Raw genomic sequence first — 19,444 nt, forward strand, 5'->3', positions numbered from 1 at the left:
GGACGAGAGTGGTGCTGCAGCCCCGACTGCCATGCGGTAGCGGGAGCGGCGATCGATGCTTTGGTCAGCGGCAGTTTTCGCGGAAGGTCAGCAGCATGTTCATCGCCAGCGCCGGCTGGCCGGCCAGGCGTTTGGGCTGGAAGTCGGGGCCGTAGATGTCGGTGAAGCCCGGGTGGTTGCGGATGGCGGCGGCATCCAGCCGGGTGAAGCCCATGCGCCAGTTGGCGAAGCTGCGCTGCTCGATATCCTCGCGGATGATTTCTATCAGATTGTGGTGGCGCGGGTCGTCCAGAATGCGCTGGTAGGTTTCGCCGACGGCGGCGGCTTCTCCTTCCAGCACCTGGATGAAGCAGCCGGGACCATACAGCAGGACGCCGCTGATGTCGTTTTGCAGGTTGTAGCGCACGCAGGATTCGAGCAGCGTCTCCAGTTCGGCGTTGCTTAGTTCTTTGCGGGCGGTGCTGACATAAATCAGATGCTGCAGGGCCATGATGGGTTTCCTCGTGGCAAGGGGTATCCCTGTTGATTGCGGCAGCATAGCAAAATCATGGGGCGAAGTGGCTGTCCGGCCAGGACAGCCATCCGCATGGCCAGGGCGCAGGGTTTACAGCGCCAGCGCCAGCGCCGCGGTGGCCAGCATGGCGAAGGCGCAGGCCACCTTGGCCACCGCGCCGACGATGAAGCCGATGAAGGTGCCGATGCCGACCTTGCCCGCCTGGAAGGCGTCCTTGCGGGCGATGAACTCGCCTATCACCGCGCCGAGCAGCGGCCCCAGAATCACGCCGGCCACGCCGAAGAACATGCCGACCAAGCTGCCGACGAAGGCGCCCCACAGCGCCTGGCGGCTGGCGCCGCTGGCCTTGGCGCCCATCAGGCCGGCGACGAAGTCTATCAGCAGGCCCAGAGCCGCCAGCACTGCGAGTATGGTCAGGCTGATCGGGCCCAGATGCTGGAAATTGTCCAGCCAGGACGCCAGCAGCATGCCGCCGAACAGCAGCGGCAGGCCGGGAATGGCCGGCAGCACGGTGCCGGCCAGGCCGGCCAGCATCAGAGCGACGGCCAGCAGGTAGCCCAGCATGATCATCATTTGTCTTCCGGCGGCTGGGCGGTGTACGACTCCAGCAGCTGGCGTTGCGCGCAGTGCGGTTTGCCGCGGCTGCTGCGGCGTTTGTAGCTGCCGTCCGACTGCATGTCCCAGCTGTTGACGTTGTCTTCCAGATACATCCGCAGCGCCTCCTTGATGATGCGGCGCTTGAGCTTGCCATCGATGATGGGCACGCAGGTTTCGATGCGGCGGAAGAAATTGCGGCTCATCCAGTCGGCGCTGGACATCAGCAGGTCTTCCTTGTGGTCGTTGTAGAAGTAGAACACGCGCGGGTGTTCGAGGAAGCGGCCGACGATGGAGCGCACGCTGATGTTGTCGGACAGCCCCGGCACGCCCGGGCGCAGCGCGCAGACGCCGCGCACGATCAGCTGGACCTTCACCCCGGCCTGGCTGGCGCGATACAGCGCGTGGATCACCTGCGGCTCCAACAGCGAGTTCATCTTGGCGATGATCTGCGCCGGCTTGCCGGCCTGGGCATGCTCGGTTTCGCGCTCGATCGACTGCATGATCATGCTGTGCAGCGTGAACGGGCTCTGGAACAGCTGCTTGAGACTGCTGGCGCGGCCCAGGCCAGTGAGCTGGACGAAGATGTCGTTGACGTCGCTGGCGATCTCCTCGTTGCAGGTCAGCAGGCCGAAGTCGGTGTACATCCGCGCGGTGCGCGGGTGGTAGTTGCCGGTGCCCAGGTGCACGTAGCGGTGCAGTCCGTGTTCCTCGCGCCGCACCACCATCAGCATCTTGGCGTGCACCTTGTAGCCGATCACGCCGTAAATCACGTGGGCGCCGGCGTCTTCCAGCCGGCTGGCCCAGCTGATGTTGGCTTCCTCGTCGAAGCGGGCCATCAGTTCCACCACCACCGTCACCTGCTTGCCGGCGCGGGCGGCGGCGATCAGCGATTCCATCAGCACCGAGTCGGTGCCGGTGCGGTACACCGTCATCTTGATCGCCACCACGTGCGGGTCGGTGGCGGCCTCGGTGAGGAAGTCGATCACCGGCTGGAAGCTCTGGTAAGGGTGGTGCAGCAGGATGTCGCCTTTGCGGATGGCCTCGAACAAGTGGGCCCTTTTTTGCAGCGGCGGCGGCAGGCTGGGGCTGAACGGCGCGAATTTCAGGTCGGCGCGGTCCACCAGATCGGGCACCTGCATCAGCCGCACCAGGTTCACCGGGCCGTTGACGCGGTAGACGTCGCGCGGCTGCAGATTGAACTGGGTGAGCAGGAAGGATTCCATGTGCTGCGGGCAGGTGTCGGCGATTTCCAGCCGCACCGCGTCGCCGAACTGGCGCTGGCGCAACTCGCCCTGCAGCGCGGTGCGCAGGTTCTTGAAGTCGTCGTCGTCCACCGACAGTTCGCTGTCGCGGGTGACGCGGAACTGGTAGCAGCCCTTCACCGTCATGCCGGGGAATAGCTCGTGCACGTGGGAGTGCAGGATGGAGGACAGGAACACGAAGCAGTGCGGGCGGCCGTCGCAGACGTCGGCTGGCAATTTGATCACCCGCGGCAGGATGCGCGGCGCCTGCACGATGGCGGTGCCGGAGGCGCGGCCGAAGGCGTCGCGGCCCTCCAGCTCCACGGTGAAGTTCAGCGACTTGTTCAGCACCTTGGGGAAGGGATGGGACGGGTCCAGGCCGATGGGCGTCAGGATGGGCATCAGTTCGCGGAAGAAGAAGGCCTCCACCCAGTCCTTCTGCTGCTGGGTCCATTCGCCGCGGCGCAGGAACACGATGCCTTGCTCGCGCAGCGCCGGAAACAGCACCTCGCTCATCACCGCGTACTGGTCGCGCACCAGCTGGTGGCTGGCGCGCGCCACCTTGGCCAGCGCCTGCTCCGGCGTGCAGCCGTCCGCCAGTACGCGCTCAGGCGTGGCGTGGGCGGCGTCTTGCAGCCAGGCGACGCGCACCTCGAAGAATTCGTCCAGATTGGAGGAGACGATGCAGAGGAACTTCAGGCGCTCCAAGAGCGGCAGGTCCGGGTCTTCCGCCTGGGCTAGCACCCGGCGGTTGAATTCTATCAGTCCCAGTTCGCGGTTCAGCAGCAAGTCTTGCGGTTGTGACATACGATGTGCGAGCCAATATTACGGTGATTGGAAACAATAAAGCCCTCGCTTGGAGGGCTTGGCAAGTCGTTTAGTTCTGCGGCGGGGTGTAGCCGGCCGGCGCGTCGGCGCCCTGGCCGAAGAAGTACGCGTCCAGCTGCGCGGCCAGGTACTGGCGGGCGCGGGCGTCTGCCAGGCTGAGGCGGTTTTCGTTGATCAGCATGGTCTGGTAGCGCAGCCAGCCCTGCCAGGCTTCCTTGGAGACGCTTTCGTACACGCGCTTGCCCAGTTCGCCCGGCAGCGGCGGAAAGTCGAGGCCTTCGGCTTCGCGGCCCAGCTTGACGCAATTGACGGTTCTGCTCATGGCTCTATCCTTGCTCTTGAATTCTGAATTGGCGTTAACGGGCTATTCTGTCACATAGCCCGCGTCCTTCCAACCGTGGCGGCATCATGGCCGCCGCCGGTTACAGCTTCTTTACAAATACCTTGGAGCGGCGCTGGTAATTGTAGAACTGCTGTCGCGACAGCGGCAGCGAGTTCTTGTCGGCCTCGGCGAAGCCGCGCTCGACAAACCAGTGCGAGGTCTGGGTGGTAAGCACGAACAGCGACTGCAGTCCCTGAGTGCGCGCCTGGTATTCGACGTGGCGCAGCAGCATCTCGCCGAAGCCGCCGTCGCGTTTGGCCGGCGATACCGCCAGACAGGCCAGTTCGGCGGTGTCGGCTTCGGGGAAGGGGTGCATCGCCACGCAGCCATAGATCTTGCCGTCATGCTCCAGCACCGCGTATTCGCCTATCTCCACTTCCAGCCGCTCGCGGCTGCGCCGCACCAGCACGCCTTGCTCTTCCAGCGGGCGGATCAGCGCCAGGATGTCGCCGACGTCGTCGATGCTGGCGTTGCGTACCCGCACCAAGGGATCGCGCGCGATCATGGTGCCGTTGCCGCCGCGGGTGAAGTGCTCCAGCAGCAGCGCGCCGTCTTCGTGGCGGCTGATCAGGTGGGCGCGGGGGATGCCTTCGCGGGTGGCGCGTATGGTGTATGGCAGGTAGGCCGCCACGTCTTCCGGCAGGCTGCCGGCTTCCAGCAATTGCTCCGCCTGCAAGGCGGTGAGCGAACTGATCAGTTGGCCGTCCTGCTCCACCGCGCCGCGGCCTTCCACCACGAAGATCAGTTTTTCCGCCTTCAGCGCGATGGCGGCGTGGGTGGCCAGCTCTTCCATGGTCAGGTTGAAGCTTTCGCCGGTCAGCGAGTAGCCTACCGGAGTCAGCAGCACCAGTTCGCCCTGGTCCAGCCGCTGGCGGATGGCGGCGGCGTCCACCCGCCGCACTTGGCCGGTGTATTGCATGTCGACGCCGTCCAGCACGCCCAGCGGCTGGGCGGTGACGAAATTGCCGCCGGCCACCCGCAGGTGGGCGCCGTACATCGGCGAATGAGGCATGCCCATCGACAGCCGGGCTTCCACGTCGTGGCGGGTAGCGCCCGCCGCCTGCTTGACGATGTCCATGGTGGCGGCGTCGGTGACGCGGCGGTCGCGGTGGAACAGGCGGGCGATGCCGTGGCGCTTGAGCAACGCCTCGATCTGCGGGCGGATGCCGTGTACCAGCACGATGCGCACCCCGAGGCTGACCAGCAGGTTGATGTCCTGCGCCATGCTGGAGAAGTCGCCGTCCAGCAGGCTTTCGCCGCCCAGGGCCAGCACGAAGGTCTTGCCGCGGTAGGTGTTGATGTAGGGCGCGGCTTCGCGGAAGGTGAGAACGAACTCGCGGGTGAGCATAAGGGCAGACTCCGGCCACTCGATAGGGAATAACCAATAAGAATATCAGGATTGGGCCTGCCGCGGGCGCGCGGCTGGCGCGGCATGCAAAAATGCCGCCAGGCGGGGCCTGGCGGCATCGTGTATGTGAAGCCGACGCTCAGTTGGCGCGTTTTTGCAGGATTTGCTGCACTTTCAGCACATTGAGAGCCTGCGACAGCTGGTAGTCGTTCTTCGGGCTGGGGTCGCGCGGGCCAAACTGGCTGCCGTCGTCCGGGGCCGGCGCGTCCTTGCCCTTTTCCTGCGGGGACGGAGGCGGAACCAGCTTGGGCGCCGGTTTGGCGGCCTTGGCCGGCTTGTCGTCGCCGTTGGGATTGGCCAGGTGGTTTTCCAGATCGGCCTCGCGCACGCGCAGCGCCTGGTCGGCGGCGGTGAGGGTGGCGTCTTCCACCACCACGTCCGGCACGATGCCCTTGGCCTGGATCGAGCGGCCGCTAGGCGTGAAGTAGCGGGCGGTGGTCAGCTTGATGCCGCCTTGGCTGCCCAGCGGCAGGATGGATTGCACCGAGCCCTTGCCGAAGGTCTGGGTGCCCACCAGCACCGCGCGCTTCTGGTCTTGCAAAGCGCCGGCGACGATTTCCGACGCCGAGGCGGAGCCGCCGTTGACCAGCACCACCATCGGCACGTTGCGGGCATCGGCCGGCAGCTTGGCCAGCGGATCGCTGCCGCCGGCGCCGGCGTAGTTCTGCAGCGTGGCGGTCAGGCGCATCTTGGCGTCCGGCGTGCGGCCCTCGGTGTAGACCACCAGCTTGTCCTTGGGCAGGAAGGCAGCGGCCACGCCGACGGCGCCGTTGAGCAAGCCGCCCGGGTCGTCGCGCAGGTCCAGCACCAGGCCCTTCAGCGGCTGCTTGTTGTCCTTGTACAGTTTCTGCAGGCCGGCGGCCAGGTCTTCCGCGGTGTGCTCCTGGAACTGGGCGATGCGGACATAGCCGTAGTCCGGTTCCAGCATCTTGTACTTGACGCTCTTGGTCTTGATGACGGCGCGCGCCAGCGTGAACACCAGCGGCTTGGCTTCATTCTTGCGGGCGATGGTCAGCGTGACCTTGCTGCCCGGCTTGCCGCGCATCTTCTTCACCGCGTCGTTCAGCGACAGGCCGCGCACCGGCGTGTCGTCGATCTTGATGATCAGGTCGCCGCTCTTGATGCCCGCCTTCTGCGCCGGGGTGTCCTCGATCGGGGACACCACCTTGACCAGGCCGTCCTCTGCGCCGATCTCGATGCCCAGCCCGCCGAATTCGCCCTGGGTGCCTTCGCGCAGCTCCTTGAATTCTTCGGGGTCCATGTAGTCGGAGTGCGGGTCCAGACCGGTGAGCATGCCCTTGATGGCTTCGTCGATCAGCTTCTTGTCCGTCACCGGCTCGACATAGCTTTGCTTGATCAGGCTGAACACCTCGGCGAAGGTGCGCAGTTCACCCAGCGGCAGCGGCGAGGCCTCCTTGTCGGCCAGCGCCTGCATGCTCAGGGTCAGTACGCCACCGGCCATGGCTCCTGCCACCAACCAGGCGATTTTCTTCATTCTTTGGCTGCTCATGCTGTGCAAATTCTCCGTACCCGGCACCTTAGCGTGTCCAGGCCTGCGGGTTGAGGGGGCGTCCGAGGTGCCGGATTTCAAAGTACAGTCCGGCATCCCCATTGTCCAGTGTTCCTGTGTTGCCGAGTGTTTCACCGGCCTTTACGCTGCCGCCCGACGATTTGGCGATGGCCGACAGGCCGGTGTACACCGTCATGTAGTTGCCGCCGTGGTCGATGATCACCGCCTTGCCGAAGCCGCGCAGCTCATCCGCATATACTACCGTGCCATCGGCCACGCTGTGTACTGGCTGGCCGCTGGCGGTGCGAATAAAAACGCCTTTCCAGGCGGTGCCTTCGCGGCGCATCTTGCCGAAGGCGCCGGCGATCTGGCCGGCCACCGGCATTTTCATCTTGCCTTGCAGGCTGGCGAAGGCGCGGCCGGCGGCGCTGTCGTCGGCCACGTCGTCGACCTTTTCTTCCTTCTCCGCCTTCACCACCACCGGTTTCTTCGCTTCTTCCGGCACTGGCTTGCCCTGTTTCTTGGCGTTTTCCGCCAGTTTGCGGCGGCGCTCGTTTTCCTTGCGCGCGGCCTCGCGGGCGGCTGCCAGCTTGGCCTTGCGCGCCTCGGCCGCTTTGCGCGCGGCTTCCGCGCGGCGGCGCTGGATTTCGCGGTTGATCTGGGCGATCAGGTTGGACAGATGCTTTTCGTCCTCCTGCAGCTGGGTGAGCTTGCTCTGTCCTTGCTTGATTTCGCCGGATACCTTGCTCAATTGCTGCTGCTGCTGGCTTTTGTCTTGCTCCAGCTCGGTTTTTTCCTGGGCCTTGCGGCTGGACAGGTTGTTCAGCCGCGCCAGCTCCTGCTCCAGCTGGGCCGACAGCGCTTGCAGTTGCTTTTGCTGCGCGACCAGTTGCTGCGCCAGCTGCTGGTCGGCGCGGGCGATATGCTGGTAGTAGGCGAGGTCGCGCGAACTTTGATTGGGGTCGCTGTCGTTGAACATCAGCTTCATCGCGTCGTGCTGGCCGTTCTTGTATTGGCGAACCAGCATCTGGCCGACGCGTTGGCGTACTTCGGTCAGGCTGCGGCGGCTTTTCTCGATCTGCGCGTTCAGGTCGGCCAGCTGCTGCGCCGAGCGGTTCTGCTGCTGCTCCAGCGTGGCCAGCGTCTGCCTGGTCTGGCTGATCGCCTGTTCCGATTCTTTAATGGCGGATTGCGCTTCCTTCTGCACCGATTGTTTCTGCGCCAGGTCCTTTTTCAGGCTGTCGATCTCCTTGCGCACGTTTTTCAGATCCTGCTGGTGCGGCGCGGCGGACAGGGCTGAGGACGAGGAGCTGGTGTCGGCTGCTTGAGCGGTTCCGGCCAGCAGGGCTATCAGGAGGTAGCGTTTCATTCCCTGGTTTTCTTTCGCTTGGGGAAGCGGCGGCGGCCATGCCAGGCATGGCCGCCGCCTGTCGGGGCGATTATTGGAAGTCGATCAGCGATTGACCGGTCATCTCGACCGGTTGTTCCACGCCCATCATCGCCAGCAAGGACGGCGAGATGTCGCGCAGCGAACCGCCGTCGCGGATCTTCGCCGGGCGGCCGATATACAGGAAGGGCACCTTGTTGGTGGTGTGCTGGGTGTGCGGCTGGTGGTGCTCGCCGTCGTACATCTGCTCGCAGTTGCCGTGGTCGGCGGTGATCAGCACTTCGCCCCCGGCCGCCAGCATGGCTTCGACGCAGCGCTCTATGCAGCCGTCCAGCGCCTCCACCGCCTTCACCGCGGCGTCGAAGATGCCGCTGTGGCCCACCATGTCGCCGTTGGCGTAGTTGCAGAAAATGGCCTGGTACTGGCCGGACTGGATCGCCGCGACGATCTGGTCGGTGACTTCGCCGGCGCTCATTTCCGGCTGCAGGTCGTAGGTGGCCACCTTGGGCGAGGGCACCAGGATGCGGTCTTCGCCCGGGTAGACCTGTTCTTCGCCGCCGTTGAAGAAGTAGGTGACGTGCGGATATTTCTCGGTTTCGGCGATGCGCAGCTGCTTCAGGCCCTGCGCGGACAGGTATTCGCCCATGCCGTTGTGGATCTTCTGCGGCGCGTAGGCGGTCGGCAGCGCGCTGTAGGCCTCGCCGTAGCTGGTGAGGGTGGCGAAATAGCCGAAGCCGGGCTGGCGCGCCTGGAAACCGTCGAAGGCCGGGTCGGTCAGCGCGGTGGTCAATTGGCGGGCGCGGTCGGCGCGGAAGTTCATGAACAGCACCGCGTCGCCGTCTTGGATCTTCACCGGCGCGCCGATGCCGGTGGCCTTGACGAATTCGTCGTTCTCGTCGCGGGCGTAGGCGGCCTTGAGCGCTTCCAGCCCGGTTTCGGCGTGGAACAGGCCTTCGCCTTCCACCAGCAGCCGGTAGGCCGGCTCCACCCGTTCCCAGCGCTTGTCGCGGTCCATCGCCCAGTAGCGGCCGGTCACGGATACCAGCCGCGCGTTCGGGCATTCGGCCAGTACCGCGTCCAGGCGCTTGAGGTAGGTTTCGGCGCTGCGCGGCGGCGTGTCGCGGCCGTCGAGAAAGGCGTGGACGTGGATGTTGGGCACGCCGGCGGCCTGGGCGGCGCGGATCAGCGCGTGGATGTGGTTTTCATGGCTGTGCACACCCCCGTCGGATAACAGGCCGAGCACGTGCAGAGCCGAGCATTGAGCTTTGCTCATGGCTTGTTGCAGTGTGTCATTGTTTGCGAAACGCCCGTCCTCGATGTCGCAATCGATGCGGCTGATGTCCTGCTGCACGATGCGGCCGGCGCCGATGTTGAGGTGCCCCACTTCGGAGTTGCCGAACTGGCCGGAAGGCAGTCCGACAAAGTTTTCCGAGGCGTTGATGGTGCCGTAGGCGTAGCGCTGGCGCAGTCGGTTCCAGTTGGGCATGTCGGCGTGCAGGATGGCGTTGTCGTCGCCTTCCATGCGGTGGCCGAAGCCGTCGAGGATTAATAGCAACACCGGTGTGATTGATTTCATGGCATTCGCATTCAGAATATTAGAAAACCTTGATGGTATCGGATTTTGCCGATACTATAGTCCCGCAGTCAAATCAATAAAATGACGCTACATTAGGAGAAAAGCTTTGCTGTTCAACGACGACCAGATCGAACAGACATCCCGGGCGATGAAGGCCATGTCGCACCCGCTGCGTCTGAAGATCATATCGGTGCTGGAAGACCGGGAAGTGAGCGTGCAAGACATTGTCGAGCAGGTTGGCACCTCCCAGAGCAATATTTCCCAGCATCTCGCCATTATGCGGGACAAGGGGGTTTTGCGCACGCGCAAGGATGCCAACCGCGTCTACTACCGGGTGGGAGACATCCGCACGCTGGAAGTCTTGCGGATGATGCGCGAAGTCTTCTGCGGCTTCGGGGAGTAAGTGCCCAGAATCCATGTAGAAAAAGCCGCGTTTCGCGGCTTTTTCTACATGGGCTTTGCTCAGCGGCGTTCCGGCTTGCGCTTGATGTACAGCGTCTTGTGCACGGTGGCCACCAGCTCGTCGCCGCTATCGCGTATCTCCACCTTCATTTCAGGCAGATACTTGTCGCCCCCGGCGGTCTGCGCGCGGATGTCGCGCAGCATTGCGTCGCTCAGGTTGAAATGCGCGCGCACCAGGCCGCGGCCGGGTTTAACGTATTCGATGCGGCCTTCCTTGTCCCAGACATAGTAGTCGCTGCCCAGCTGGCGCAGCAGCATCAGCATGTAGAATGGGTCGGTCATCGCGTACAGGCTGCCGCCGAAGTGGGTGCCGACGTAGTTGCGGTTGCCGAATCCCAGTTTCAGCCTGACTTCGGCCTGGCGGAAGTCAGGCGACAGGCGGTGGACGCGGATCCCGGCGCCGAGGAAGGGCGGCCACAGGTTGAGCAGCAGCTTGATCAGCCAGATGGGCAGGTTCATGATAGCGATTCAAACGATTGTTTGGATGATGCTATCGTCGACAAAGGCTTGATCGATGTCAATGCCGGCTTGCAGGAGTCCGCCTGGGAACCTGAAAATTTATCCACAAGAATCGCGGAATAACCTTGTGGATAAGTTGAGGCATTCGCCGGTGGCAGCGGCTTTCGCTGGTTCTTGCCCAAAAAAGCGGCAGCCGGCGCTAATTTTTGCCGGCCAGAGGTTGCCTCACCGCGATTGAGGTAATAAAGTCTGACGTTTGTATCGACTACGGAGACAGCTTCCTGTGTGGGCTATCGTTGAAGCGGCCGGCTGGCCGATCTGGACTATTCTCGCGGCTTCAGTCGTGTCTTTGGCGATCATCCTAGAGCGCCTGTTCAGCCTGCGCCGCGGCGTCGTGGTGCCCGAAGGCCTGTTGGCGCAGACCTTGCAGGAATACCGCCGGGTGGATTTGCGCGATGAGCTGATGCGGCGCTTGCAGCAGCACTCTCCGTTGGGACGCCTGTTCGCCGCCGGGCTGCGCAATGTCAGCGGCAGCCGCGAGGTGATGAAGGAGTCGATTGAGGATGAGGGCCGCCAGGTGGCTTACCAGTTGGAGCGTCTGCTGACCACGCTGGGCACCATCGCCGCCATGTCCCCGCTGCTGGGCCTTTTGGGCACCGTGATCGGCATGATTGAGATCTTCGGTTCGCAGAACGGCAGCGGCGCTAATCCGCAGCAACTGGCGCACGGCATCTCCGTCGCCTTGTACAACACCGCCTTTGGCCTGATCGTAGCGATCCCCAGCATGATGTTCTATCGCTTCTTCCGTTCCCGCGTGGACGGCTTGCTGGTGGAGATGGAGGCGCAGGCTATCAAGCTGGTGGAAGTGGTGCACGGCGAGCGCCGGAACGGGAACTGAGCATGAACTTTCGTCGCGGCCGCGGCCGGGAAGAGCCGGAGATCAACTTCATCCCGCTGATAGACGTGCTGTTGGTGATCCTGATCTTCCTGATGGTCACCACCACCTATTCCCGCTTCTCCGAGCTCAAGATCAATCTGCCCAGCGCCCAGGGCGAGCAGTTGAAGAACAAAACCATCGAGATCCGAGTCGCGGTCGCCGCCGACGGCGCGATGGCGGTGGACGACGCCCGGCTGGCAAGAGGCGACAAGGCCGGCCTGCTGGCCAGGCTGAAGGCCGCTGCCGCGGGCAAGAGCGACGTGGTGGTGGTGGTCAATGCCGACGCCAACTCCACCCATCAGTCGGTGATCACGGTGATGGAGGCGGCGCGCGAGGCCGGGCTATCGCAGCTGACTTTCGCCACCCAGAATCTCAAGCCCTGAGCGGGCGGACCCCATGAACGCATGAATCTGATCGAGCAACACTGGTACCGGCCGCGAGGCTGGTTGACAGCCCTTCTGGCGCCGCTGGAAGGGCTTTTTGCGCTGCTGGCCGCCGGCCGGCGGCAGGCGTTCCGCCGAGGCTGGAAAAAGCGCGAGACGCTGCCGGTTCCGGTGGTGGTCATCGGCAACATCAATGTCGGCGGCGTCGGCAAGACGCCGCTGACGCTGGCGCTGCTGGCGGACTTCGCCGCGCGCGGCGTGAAGGCGGGCGTGATCAGCCGCGGTTACGGCGGCAGCGCCGGCCAGCCCACCGAGGCGCTGCCGGACAGCGACCCGGAGCTGGTGGGGGACGAGCCTCTGCTGCTGGCGGCTGCCGGCGCGCCGGTGGTGGTGGGGCGCGACCGCGTCGCCGCCGGCCGCCGTCTGCTGGCCCTGCATCCCGACATCCAGCTGATTCTTAGCGACGACGGTTTGCAGCACTACAGGCTGGCGCGCGATCTGGAAATCGTGGTGCTGGACGGCCGGCGCGGCGTCGGCAACGGCCATCTGCTGCCCAACGGCCCCTTGCGCGAGCCGCTGTCGCGCTTGCGGACGGTGGACGCGGTGGTGGTCAACGGCGCGGGCGCCAGTCTGGCGCTGCCGGCTGGCCTGCCGCGTTTCGACATGACGCTGCGCGCCGGCGCTTTCCATGGTCTGGGCGACGCTTCCCGGACACGGACCGCGGCGGACTTTGCCGGCTTGCGGGTGGCGGCGCTGGCCGGCATCGGCCATCCGCAACGGTTTTTCCATACGCTGGCAGGGCAGGGCATTGCGGTGGCCAGCGAACTGTCCTTTCCCGATCACCATGCTTTTTCCGCCGCCGACATTCCGGCCGCCGCCGACGCGGTGATCGTCACCAGCAAGGACGCGGTCAAGCTCGCGCGCGTGCTTCATGACGCGGCGCAGCGTGCTAGACTATGGGTTTTGCCGGTTCAGGCCACCTTGGCGCCTGAGCTGGGCGACTGGATACTCACCCGCTTGAAGATGGAACATGGACGCTAAATTTCTGGAAATCCTGGTGTGCCCGCTGTGCAAGGGACCGTTGGTGTTCGACAAGAACAAGGACGAACTGATCTGCAAGGGCGACCGTTTGGCCTTCCCGATCAAGGATGGCATCCCGATGATGCTGGAAGCGGAAGCGCGCGAGCTGCCGCCGGAAGAAGAAGTCAAATGACAGGCTTCATCGTGGTGATCCCGGCGCGGATGGCTTCCAGCCGCCTGCCGGGCAAACCGCTGGCCGACATCGCCGGCAAGCCGATGGTGGTGCGGGTCGCCGAACAGGCGGCGAAAAGCCGCGCCGGGCGCGTGATCGTGGCCGCCGACCACTCCGACATCCTGGCCGCCTGCGCCGCGCACGGCGTGGAGGCGGTGCCGACGCGCGAAGACCACGCCAGCGGCACCGACCGCCTGGCCGAGGCGGCCGCCAAGCTCGGCCTGGCCGACGACGCCGTCGTGGTGAATGTGCAGGGCGACGAACCGTTGATCGAGCCGGCGCTGATCGACCGTCTGGCCGATTTGCTGGACACGGCGGGCGACGCGCCGATGGCGACGCTGGCGCATGAGATCCACGATGCCGCCGACCACTTCAACCCCAATGTGGTGAAAGTGGCGCTGGACAAGCACGGCCGCGCGCTGTATTTCAGCCGCGCGCCCATCCCTTACGCCCGCGACGCCTACGCCGCCGATCGCAGCGTATTGCCCGCCGGTCTGCCGGCGTACCGCCACATCGGCATGTATGGCTACCGCGCCGGATTCCTGCGCGCCTATGCCAGGCTGGAGGCCGCGCCGTTGGAACAGTACGAGGCGCTGGAACAATTGCGCGTGCTCTGGCATGGTTATGCCATCATGGTGGCAGTGGCGAGCGAGGCGCCGGCCGCCGGAGTCGACACGCCGGAAGACCTGGAACGGGTGCGCCGGCTGTTGGGCGCCTGAGGGCTAAAAGAATTCATAAATCAAACAAACTGGAGTCATGTACATGCGATTGATCCTGTTGGGCGCTCCGGGCGCCGGCAAAGGCACCCAGGCCAACTACATCCGCGAAAAATTCGGCATTCCGCAAATCTCCACCGGCGATATGCTGCGCGCCGCGGTCAAGGCCGGCACGCCGTTGGGCCTGGAGGCCAAGGCGATCATGGATGCCGGCGGCCTGGTGCGCGACGACATCATCATCGGCCTGGTCAAGCAACGCATCGCCGAGGCCGACTGCGCTAACGGCTTCCTGTTTGACGGTTTCCCGCGCACCATCCCGCAGGCCGAGGCGATGATCGCCGCTGGCGTGGACATCGACTACGTGGTGGAGATCGACGTGCCGGACGCCGCCATCGTCGAGCGCATGGCCGGCCGCCGCGTGCATTTGTCTTCGGGCCGCACCTATCACATCGTCTTTAATCCGCCGAAAGCGGCCGGCAAGGACGATGCGACCGGTGAAGACCTGGTTCAGCGCGACGACGACCGCGAGGAAACCGTGAAGAAGCGCCTGGCGGTGTACCACGAACAGACCGCCGTGCTGGTGGGCTTCTATGGCAAGCTGGCCGCCGCCGGCGATGCCAAGGCGCCCAAGTATGTGAAGATCGACGGCACTCGCGCGGTGGAAGCCGTGCGCGACGAGGTGCTGGCGGCGCTGGGCGCCTGATTCCGGCGCTCACGATTTCGGTCAAAGCGGGCGCGGCCCGCTTTTTCGCTTGCGCAAAGCGCTGGCGGCGGAGCGGCAACAGGCGGACAATTGAACCCTGGAGGCCGCGGGGGGCTCCAAACCGCTTTATGATGTCAGGCCGGAAAGACGGACCGGCTCAAGGATAAATCATGTATCACGGGGAACGTTTCAACGGCTATTCCCACTTGGCCGGCACTTTGCTGGCGGTAGCCGGACTGGTGGTGCTGGTGGCCGAGGCCGCGATGCAGGGCGATCCATGGAAGATCGTCAGCTTCAGCCTGTACGGCGGCACGCTGGTGGCGCTGTACCTGATCTCGACGCTGTACCACAGCCTCACTGGACGGGCCAAGGCCATCCTGCAGAAGTGCGACCACTCGGCGATCTATCTGCTGATCGCCGGTAGCTACACTCCGTTTGCGCTGGTGACTCTGCGCGGGGCCTGGGGCTGGACGCTGTTCGGCCTGAGCTGGGGCCTGGCTTTGTTCGGCATCGCGCAGGAGCTGACCCTTGGGCGCCGTACCCGGCTGCTGTCCATGATCCTGTACGTGGTGATGGGTTGGCTGGTGCTGATAGCGATCAAGCCGCTGATCGATGCGCTGGCGCCGGGCGGCCTGTTCTGGTTGGGGCTGGGCGGCCTCTTGTACAGCGTGGGCATCTACTGGTTTCTCAACGACGAGAAGATCCGCCACGGCCACGGCATCTGGCACCTGTTCGTGTTGGGCGGCAGCATCTGCCAGTATGTCTGCGTGCTCAGGTACGTGGCCTGACGCGCAAGGCGGCGCAAGCAAGAACGGCAGCCGGATGGCTGCCGTTTTGCATGGGGCGCTCGGGACTACTCTTGCTGCGGCACCGGCAGACGCTTCTCGTTGACCAGCCGCGTCAGCGCTTCCACTACATGTGGATCGAACTGGCTGCCGGCGCGGCTGCCTATGTATTTCATCGTCTCCTCCATGCTCCAGGGCTCCTTGTACGGGCGCTTGTTGAGCAGGGCGTCGAACACGTCCACCACCGCGACGATGCGCGCGGACAGCGGAATATCCTGGCCGGCGAGCTGGCGCGGATAGCCTTTGCCGTCGAAGTGCTCGTGGTGGCCGCCGGCGATTTCCGAACCCAGCGACAGATAACTGGTGCCTTCCACCATGCGTGCGGATTTGTCCAGTATCTGCGCGCCTATCGGGGCGTGCTGCTCCATCACCGTGCGCTCTTCAGGATCGAGCTTGCCGGGCTTGAGCAGGATGCTGTCGGGAATGGCCACCTTGCCGATGTCGTGCAGAATGCTGGCCATGCCCACCATGTCCATGAACTCGCGCGTCATCAGTTCCGGATAGTGGTTGCTGTCCCGCATTTCCTGCGCGATGGCGTCGGTCAGCTTCTGCACCCTGAGCACGTGGTCGCCGGTGTCGGTGTCGCGGAATTCCGCCAGGTCGGCCAGCGCCACCACCGTGGCCTCCTGCGCGCTGCGCAGCTGGTTGTACAGGTAGAGATTGTCGTAGGCGGCGGAGATGCGCTGACAGAATACGTCCAGCAAGTCGCACTCCACGCTTTCCAGCGGCCATTGCGGCATGAAGTGCACCGCGAATTCGCGCCGGTTGCGCGAGGCGATGTATAACACGTCGTAAGGGTGCTGGAAGATGCTGCGCTTTTCGCTGAACACGCGCTGGATGATTTCTGCCAGCTTGGGTTCGCTGGAGAGATCGCCGGCTTCGGCCAGGTATTCGTAGGAGCCGGACACCGCCAGGATTTCCAGTTCCGGCCGGCCGCTGTGGTTTTCATTGCGCACGCACAGGATGCCGTCGGTGCCGATGTCGAGCAAAGCGCTGATCTGGCGCAGCACGCCGGAGGCGAACTCGCGCAGCGAGTGCAACTGGTAGAGGTCGGACGCGCTCTCCAGAATCTTGGCCAGGCCCTGGCGGTTCTTTTCCAGCGACACCATGTTCTCGTAGGCGCGCAGCGAGGCGATGGTGGTGGTGAACAGCTTCTGGGTGGTGAGTTCGGTCTTGGTCTTGTAGTCGTTGATGTCGTAGTTGAGGATGACTTCCTGCTCCGGCGCCTGGCCGGGTTGGCCGGTGCGCAGCACGATGCGCACCACGCCGTTGGAGAGCTCCTGGCGGATGCGGTGCACCAGCCTGAGGCCGGCATCCTCGCTTTCCATCACCACGTCCAGCATGATCAGCGCGATGTCGGGATGTAGCTGCAATTGCTGAAAGGCTTCGCCGCCGCTGTAGGCGCTGATCAATTCCAGCGGCCTTTCCTTGTAGCTGATGCCGCGCAGCGCGATGCGGGTGGCGGTGTGCACGTCCTTTTCATCGTCGACGATCAGCACTTTCCAGGGCTTGCGCTGTTCCGAAGGGCGAGCGCTGGCTTCATTGTCGCTTTCGCTGTCGTCCAGCAACCAGTTGTCTTCATCCGGAGGCAATGTATCGCTGCTCATGCCACATTCTCCTTGTGCTGGACGGTGGGGGCGATGCAAGGCATTTCCAGCGTGAAGCGGGTGCCTTGCTCCTGCTCGCTGTGTACCTCGATATTGCCGCCCAACCGTTGCCGTACGATGTTGTAGACGATGTTGAGGCCAAGTCCGCTGCCGCCGCTGCCGCGCCGGGTGGTGAAGAACGGTTCGAAGATCCTGCCCAGGTTTTCCGGTGCGATGCCCTTGCCGTTGTCGCTGATGTTCAGCGACACGTGCTGGGCATCGTTGCGATGAGCCTCGATGACGATATTGCCAGCAATTTCGCCGCCTTCATAGCCGTGAACCAGCGCGTTGACCACCAGGTTGGTCAGCACCTGGGCCAGGGCGCCCGGATAGCTGTCCAGCAGGATGTCCTCTTCGCACTGGATATCGATCCCCACCTTCGTGTGCTTGAAGCGCGGCTTGAGGCTGGTGATCACTTCGTTCAGGTAGTCGTGCAGGTGGAAGCTGCGCCTGGCTTCGCTGGTCTGATCCACCGCCACCTGCTTGAAGCTGTGGATCAGGTTGGCGGCGCGTTCCGAATTGGCCAGTATCAGTTCACAGCATTCCTGCGCGGTTTCCAGATAGCTCTGGAAATCGCTCTTCTTGACGTTGCCGCTGTCTAGCTTGCCGGTGATGTGCGAGGTGGCGGTGCCCAGGTGCGAGGCGGCGGTGAGCGTGATGCCCACCGGTGTGTTGATCTCGTGGGCCACGCCGGCCACCAGGCTGCCCAGCGATGCCATCTTCTCCGCTTCCACCAGCGTTTCCTGCGTCGCCATCAACTGGCTGTAGGCCAGTTGCGCCTTTTCCTTTTCCTCCCGGGCCACGGTCTCCGCGGCGGTGCGCTTGACCAGGTCGGCGGCGGTGCGGGCGACGATGCGGTTGAAGCCGTTGACGATGGCGCCGATTTCGTCGTCCGCCAGGTGGGTGATCTGGGCGCCGGTGGCGTCGGGCGCGCGGATGGCGGTGTTGAGCGCCTGTTGCAGGCGCGACAGCGGCTGGAAGATGAAGCGTTGCAGGTTGAACGACATGATGAAGAAGATCATGCCGTCCAGCAGCACGATCTGGGCGACGATGGTGATCAGGTGCTGGTCTTCGCGGGCGCGCAGCGCGTCATGCGACAGATAGACCGTGGCGGTGCCCAGATGCTCTTTTCCCTGATAGATGATGGGGATGCTGAGCATGTCGTCAACCTTGGGCCGTTCGTTGGGCAGCATGTCGCGCAGATTGCCGCCGCTGTCGCGGGTGCGGCCCAGGTTGAGCCCGCTTTCCCCCTTGACGTTGATGGCGATCACCGAAGGCCAGCTTAATTCGCTGTCTAGCGCCAGGCGCACATTTTCGTCGTCCAGCTGCCAGATGCCGTGCGGCAGCGACAAGGACAGGCGGGATTGCACTGCGGCGCGCTGAGTCTGGAAGTCGCTCTGGTCTATGCTGTAGTCATGAAGATAGAAATACAGCCCCGTGCTGCCCAGAATGGTGGTGATCCACGCCATCAGCCATAGCATTAACCTTGTCTTGATGCTTTTCATGGTGCCTGTTTGTTCGTGCCCTCTCAGTGAATCGTAGGCAGAGCGGGACGGAATTGCCATGATGGATCCAATACAGTTTCTTGCGAGTCGTTAACGCCGCTGCTGCCGGCCTCTGGGCGGATCAGTTGGAACCTTCCGCGACCGGGCGCGGCAGCGCGCGCCGCAGCGGCAGCTTCTGCACCGCCAGGCCGCCCAGAATCAGCGCCAGGCCCAGCAGGGTTGAGGTCAGGATGGCTTCGCCGATGATCAGGTGGATCAGCAGCAGCGACAGCAGCGGCGACAGAAAGATCAGATTGGCGATGCTGGCGGTGCTGCGGGTGAGCTTCATCGCCGACAGCCATAGCACGAAGGTGAATCCCATCTCCAGCGCGCCGACGTAGGCGGCGCCGGCCAGCCCCTGCCAGGAGGGGATTACGAGCTGGCCGTGCCAGGCGCACCAGACCAGGCTGAGGGGCAGGCTGAAGGCGAAGTTCAGCGTCAGGCCCAGCACCGGTTCGCGGCGGTCGCGAGTGTTGAAGATCCAGTAGCCGGCCCACAGCAGGGTGGAGGTCAGCGCCAGCAGCACGCCCTGCCGGCTGGAGAAGTGCAGTTCCAGCAATTGGCCGCGGGTGCCGATCACCAGCACGCCGAGATAGCAGATAAGCGCGGCGGCGGCGTCGAGTGGGTGCAGCTTCTGCCGGAGCAGCGGCACCGCCAGCAGGGTCATGGTCAGCGCCCAAGTGTAGTTGATGGCCTGGGCTTCCTGCGCCGGCAGCAGCGCATAGGCCTGGAACAGCACCAGATAGTAGGCGAAGGGGTTGACCGCGCCGAACAGCAGCGAGCTTTTCCAGTGACGGCGCAGCGCGGCGGGGAGCTCCGGCAGGCGGCCCTGCCAGGCCAGGATGGCCAGCAGGGAGAGCAGTGAGGCGATGCTGGCGTACAGCACCAGTTGCATCGGGCTAAGGTGCTGCAGGCTGAGTTTGAAGGCGCTGGCGACGGTGGACCAGGCCAGGACGGCGCCGAGGCCGAAGGCGTAGGCTTTTTTTTGTGATGACAAGTCGGGTCTCCGCGAGGTGGGGCTGCCCGATCCATCTTAAACATAAACCGCCGCCGC

At 64.2% G+C, this 19,444-nt stretch carries 20 protein-coding genes; 8 read left to right on the forward strand and 12 right to left on the reverse strand.

What is annotated here, in order from left to right:
- Window positions 1–64: 64 nt before the first annotated feature.
- The 8 genes from BI344_RS20040 to gpmI form a co-directional block, all read right to left on the reverse strand.
- Window positions 65–490 carry a BLUF domain-containing protein gene (locus BI344_RS20040; protein WP_071114566.1) on the reverse strand — a complete coding sequence of 142 codons (426 nt, stop codon included), beginning with the start codon at window positions 488–490 and terminating at the stop codon, window positions 65–67.
- A gap of 114 nt (window positions 491–604) precedes the next feature.
- Complete coding sequence (locus BI344_RS20045) at window positions 605–1,084, reverse strand: DUF456 domain-containing protein (RefSeq protein WP_071114657.1); 480 nt, start codon at window positions 1,082–1,084, stop codon at window positions 605–607.
- Window positions 1,084–3,159 (reverse strand): polyphosphate kinase 1, encoded by a 2,076-nt coding sequence (ppk1, locus tag BI344_RS20050; RefSeq protein ID WP_071114567.1) that lies wholly within the window; start codon window positions 3,157–3,159, stop codon window positions 1,084–1,086. Before ppk1 ends, BI344_RS20045 begins: the two co-directional genes overlap by 1 nt.
- Before the next feature lie 70 nt (window positions 3,160–3,229).
- On the reverse strand, window positions 3,230–3,502 hold the full coding sequence (locus BI344_RS20055; protein WP_043574441.1) for an oxidative damage protection protein: 273 nt from the start codon (window positions 3,500–3,502) through the stop codon (window positions 3,230–3,232).
- A gap of 100 nt (window positions 3,503–3,602) precedes the next feature.
- Window positions 3,603–4,910, reverse strand: coding sequence for an amino-acid N-acetyltransferase (argA, locus tag BI344_RS20060; protein WP_071114568.1), 1,308 nt, complete (start codon window positions 4,908–4,910; stop codon window positions 3,603–3,605).
- A gap of 139 nt (window positions 4,911–5,049) precedes the next feature.
- A complete protein-coding gene (locus BI344_RS20065) occupies window positions 5,050–6,465 on the reverse strand; it encodes a S41 family peptidase (protein WP_071114569.1) in 1,416 nt (471 codons plus the stop codon).
- Between the two features lie 43 nt (window positions 6,466–6,508).
- The gene (locus BI344_RS20070; RefSeq protein ID WP_071114570.1) at window positions 6,509–7,849 is read right to left on the reverse strand and encodes a murein hydrolase activator EnvC family protein; all 1,341 of its coding nucleotides are present in this window, start codon (window positions 7,847–7,849) and stop codon (window positions 6,509–6,511) included.
- A gap of 70 nt (window positions 7,850–7,919) precedes the next feature.
- Entirely contained in the window at window positions 7,920–9,443 is a 1,524-nt protein-coding gene (gene gpmI / locus BI344_RS20075) for a 2,3-bisphosphoglycerate-independent phosphoglycerate mutase (protein WP_071114571.1), read from the reverse strand.
- A gap of 106 nt (window positions 9,444–9,549) precedes the next feature.
- Here gpmI and BI344_RS20080 point away from each other — a divergent pair, with 106 nt between their 5' ends.
- Window positions 9,550–9,846: an ArsR/SmtB family transcription factor gene (locus BI344_RS20080; RefSeq protein WP_043574449.1), complete on the forward strand. Its 297-nt coding sequence runs from the start codon at window positions 9,550–9,552 to the stop codon at window positions 9,844–9,846.
- A 59-nt stretch (window positions 9,847–9,905) separates the two neighbouring features.
- Here the strand turns inward: BI344_RS20080 and BI344_RS20085 are convergent, their stop codons facing one another.
- Window positions 9,906–10,364, reverse strand: coding sequence for a DUF4442 domain-containing protein (locus BI344_RS20085; RefSeq protein WP_071114572.1), 459 nt, complete (start codon window positions 10,362–10,364; stop codon window positions 9,906–9,908).
- 343 nt (window positions 10,365–10,707) lie between these two features.
- Between BI344_RS20085 and BI344_RS20090 the strand changes: the two genes are divergently transcribed.
- The 7 genes from BI344_RS20090 (at window position 10,708) to trhA (ending at window position 15,143) form a co-directional block, all read left to right on the forward strand.
- On the forward strand, window positions 10,708–11,262 hold the full coding sequence (locus BI344_RS20090; RefSeq protein ID WP_338032373.1) for a MotA/TolQ/ExbB proton channel family protein: 555 nt from the start codon (window positions 10,708–10,710) through the stop codon (window positions 11,260–11,262).
- Between the two features lie 2 nt (window positions 11,263–11,264).
- A complete protein-coding gene (locus tag BI344_RS20095) occupies window positions 11,265–11,684 on the forward strand; it encodes an ExbD/TolR family protein (protein ID WP_071114574.1) in 420 nt (139 codons plus the stop codon).
- A 21-nt stretch (window positions 11,685–11,705) separates the two neighbouring features.
- On the forward strand, window positions 11,706–12,725 hold the full coding sequence (gene lpxK, locus BI344_RS20100) for a tetraacyldisaccharide 4'-kinase (protein ID WP_071114575.1): 1,020 nt from the start codon (window positions 11,706–11,708) through the stop codon (window positions 12,723–12,725).
- Window positions 12,715–12,897 (forward strand): Trm112 family protein, encoded by a 183-nt coding sequence (locus tag BI344_RS20105; RefSeq protein WP_071114576.1) that lies wholly within the window; start codon window positions 12,715–12,717, stop codon window positions 12,895–12,897. The genes lpxK and BI344_RS20105 overlap by 11 nt, the downstream gene beginning before the upstream one ends.
- Window positions 12,894–13,655 carry a 3-deoxy-manno-octulosonate cytidylyltransferase gene (gene kdsB, locus BI344_RS20110; protein ID WP_071114577.1) on the forward strand — a complete coding sequence of 254 codons (762 nt, stop codon included), beginning with the start codon at window positions 12,894–12,896 and terminating at the stop codon, window positions 13,653–13,655. The genes BI344_RS20105 and kdsB overlap by 4 nt, the downstream gene beginning before the upstream one ends.
- A gap of 43 nt (window positions 13,656–13,698) precedes the next feature.
- Window positions 13,699–14,355, forward strand: coding sequence for an adenylate kinase (gene adk / locus BI344_RS20115; RefSeq protein WP_071114658.1), 657 nt, complete (start codon window positions 13,699–13,701; stop codon window positions 14,353–14,355).
- Window positions 14,356–14,525: 170 nt separating this feature from the next.
- Window positions 14,526–15,143 (forward strand): PAQR family membrane homeostasis protein TrhA, encoded by a 618-nt coding sequence (gene trhA / locus BI344_RS20120; protein WP_071114578.1) that lies wholly within the window; start codon window positions 14,526–14,528, stop codon window positions 15,141–15,143.
- A gap of 65 nt (window positions 15,144–15,208) precedes the next feature.
- On the opposite strand, the gene BI344_RS20125 is transcribed toward trhA, so the two are convergent.
- From BI344_RS20125 to BI344_RS20135, 3 genes are all read right to left on the reverse strand, one after another.
- Window positions 15,209–16,807 carry a DUF3369 domain-containing protein gene (locus tag BI344_RS20125; RefSeq protein ID WP_071114579.1) on the reverse strand — a complete coding sequence of 533 codons (1,599 nt, stop codon included), beginning with the start codon at window positions 16,805–16,807 and terminating at the stop codon, window positions 15,209–15,211.
- Window positions 16,804–18,327: a sensor histidine kinase gene (locus tag BI344_RS20130; protein ID WP_095210852.1), complete on the reverse strand. Its 1,524-nt coding sequence runs from the start codon at window positions 18,325–18,327 to the stop codon at window positions 16,804–16,806. Before BI344_RS20130 ends, BI344_RS20125 begins: the two co-directional genes overlap by 4 nt.
- 145 nt (window positions 18,328–18,472) lie before the next feature.
- Complete coding sequence (locus BI344_RS20135; RefSeq protein WP_071114581.1) at window positions 18,473–19,387, reverse strand: DMT family transporter; 915 nt, start codon at window positions 19,385–19,387, stop codon at window positions 18,473–18,475.
- Window positions 19,388–19,444: the final 57 nt, after the last annotated feature.

This window comes from Chromobacterium sphagni (assembly GCF_001855555.1).
Taxonomy (GTDB): Bacteria; Pseudomonadota; Gammaproteobacteria; order Burkholderiales; family Chromobacteriaceae; genus Chromobacterium; species Chromobacterium sphagni.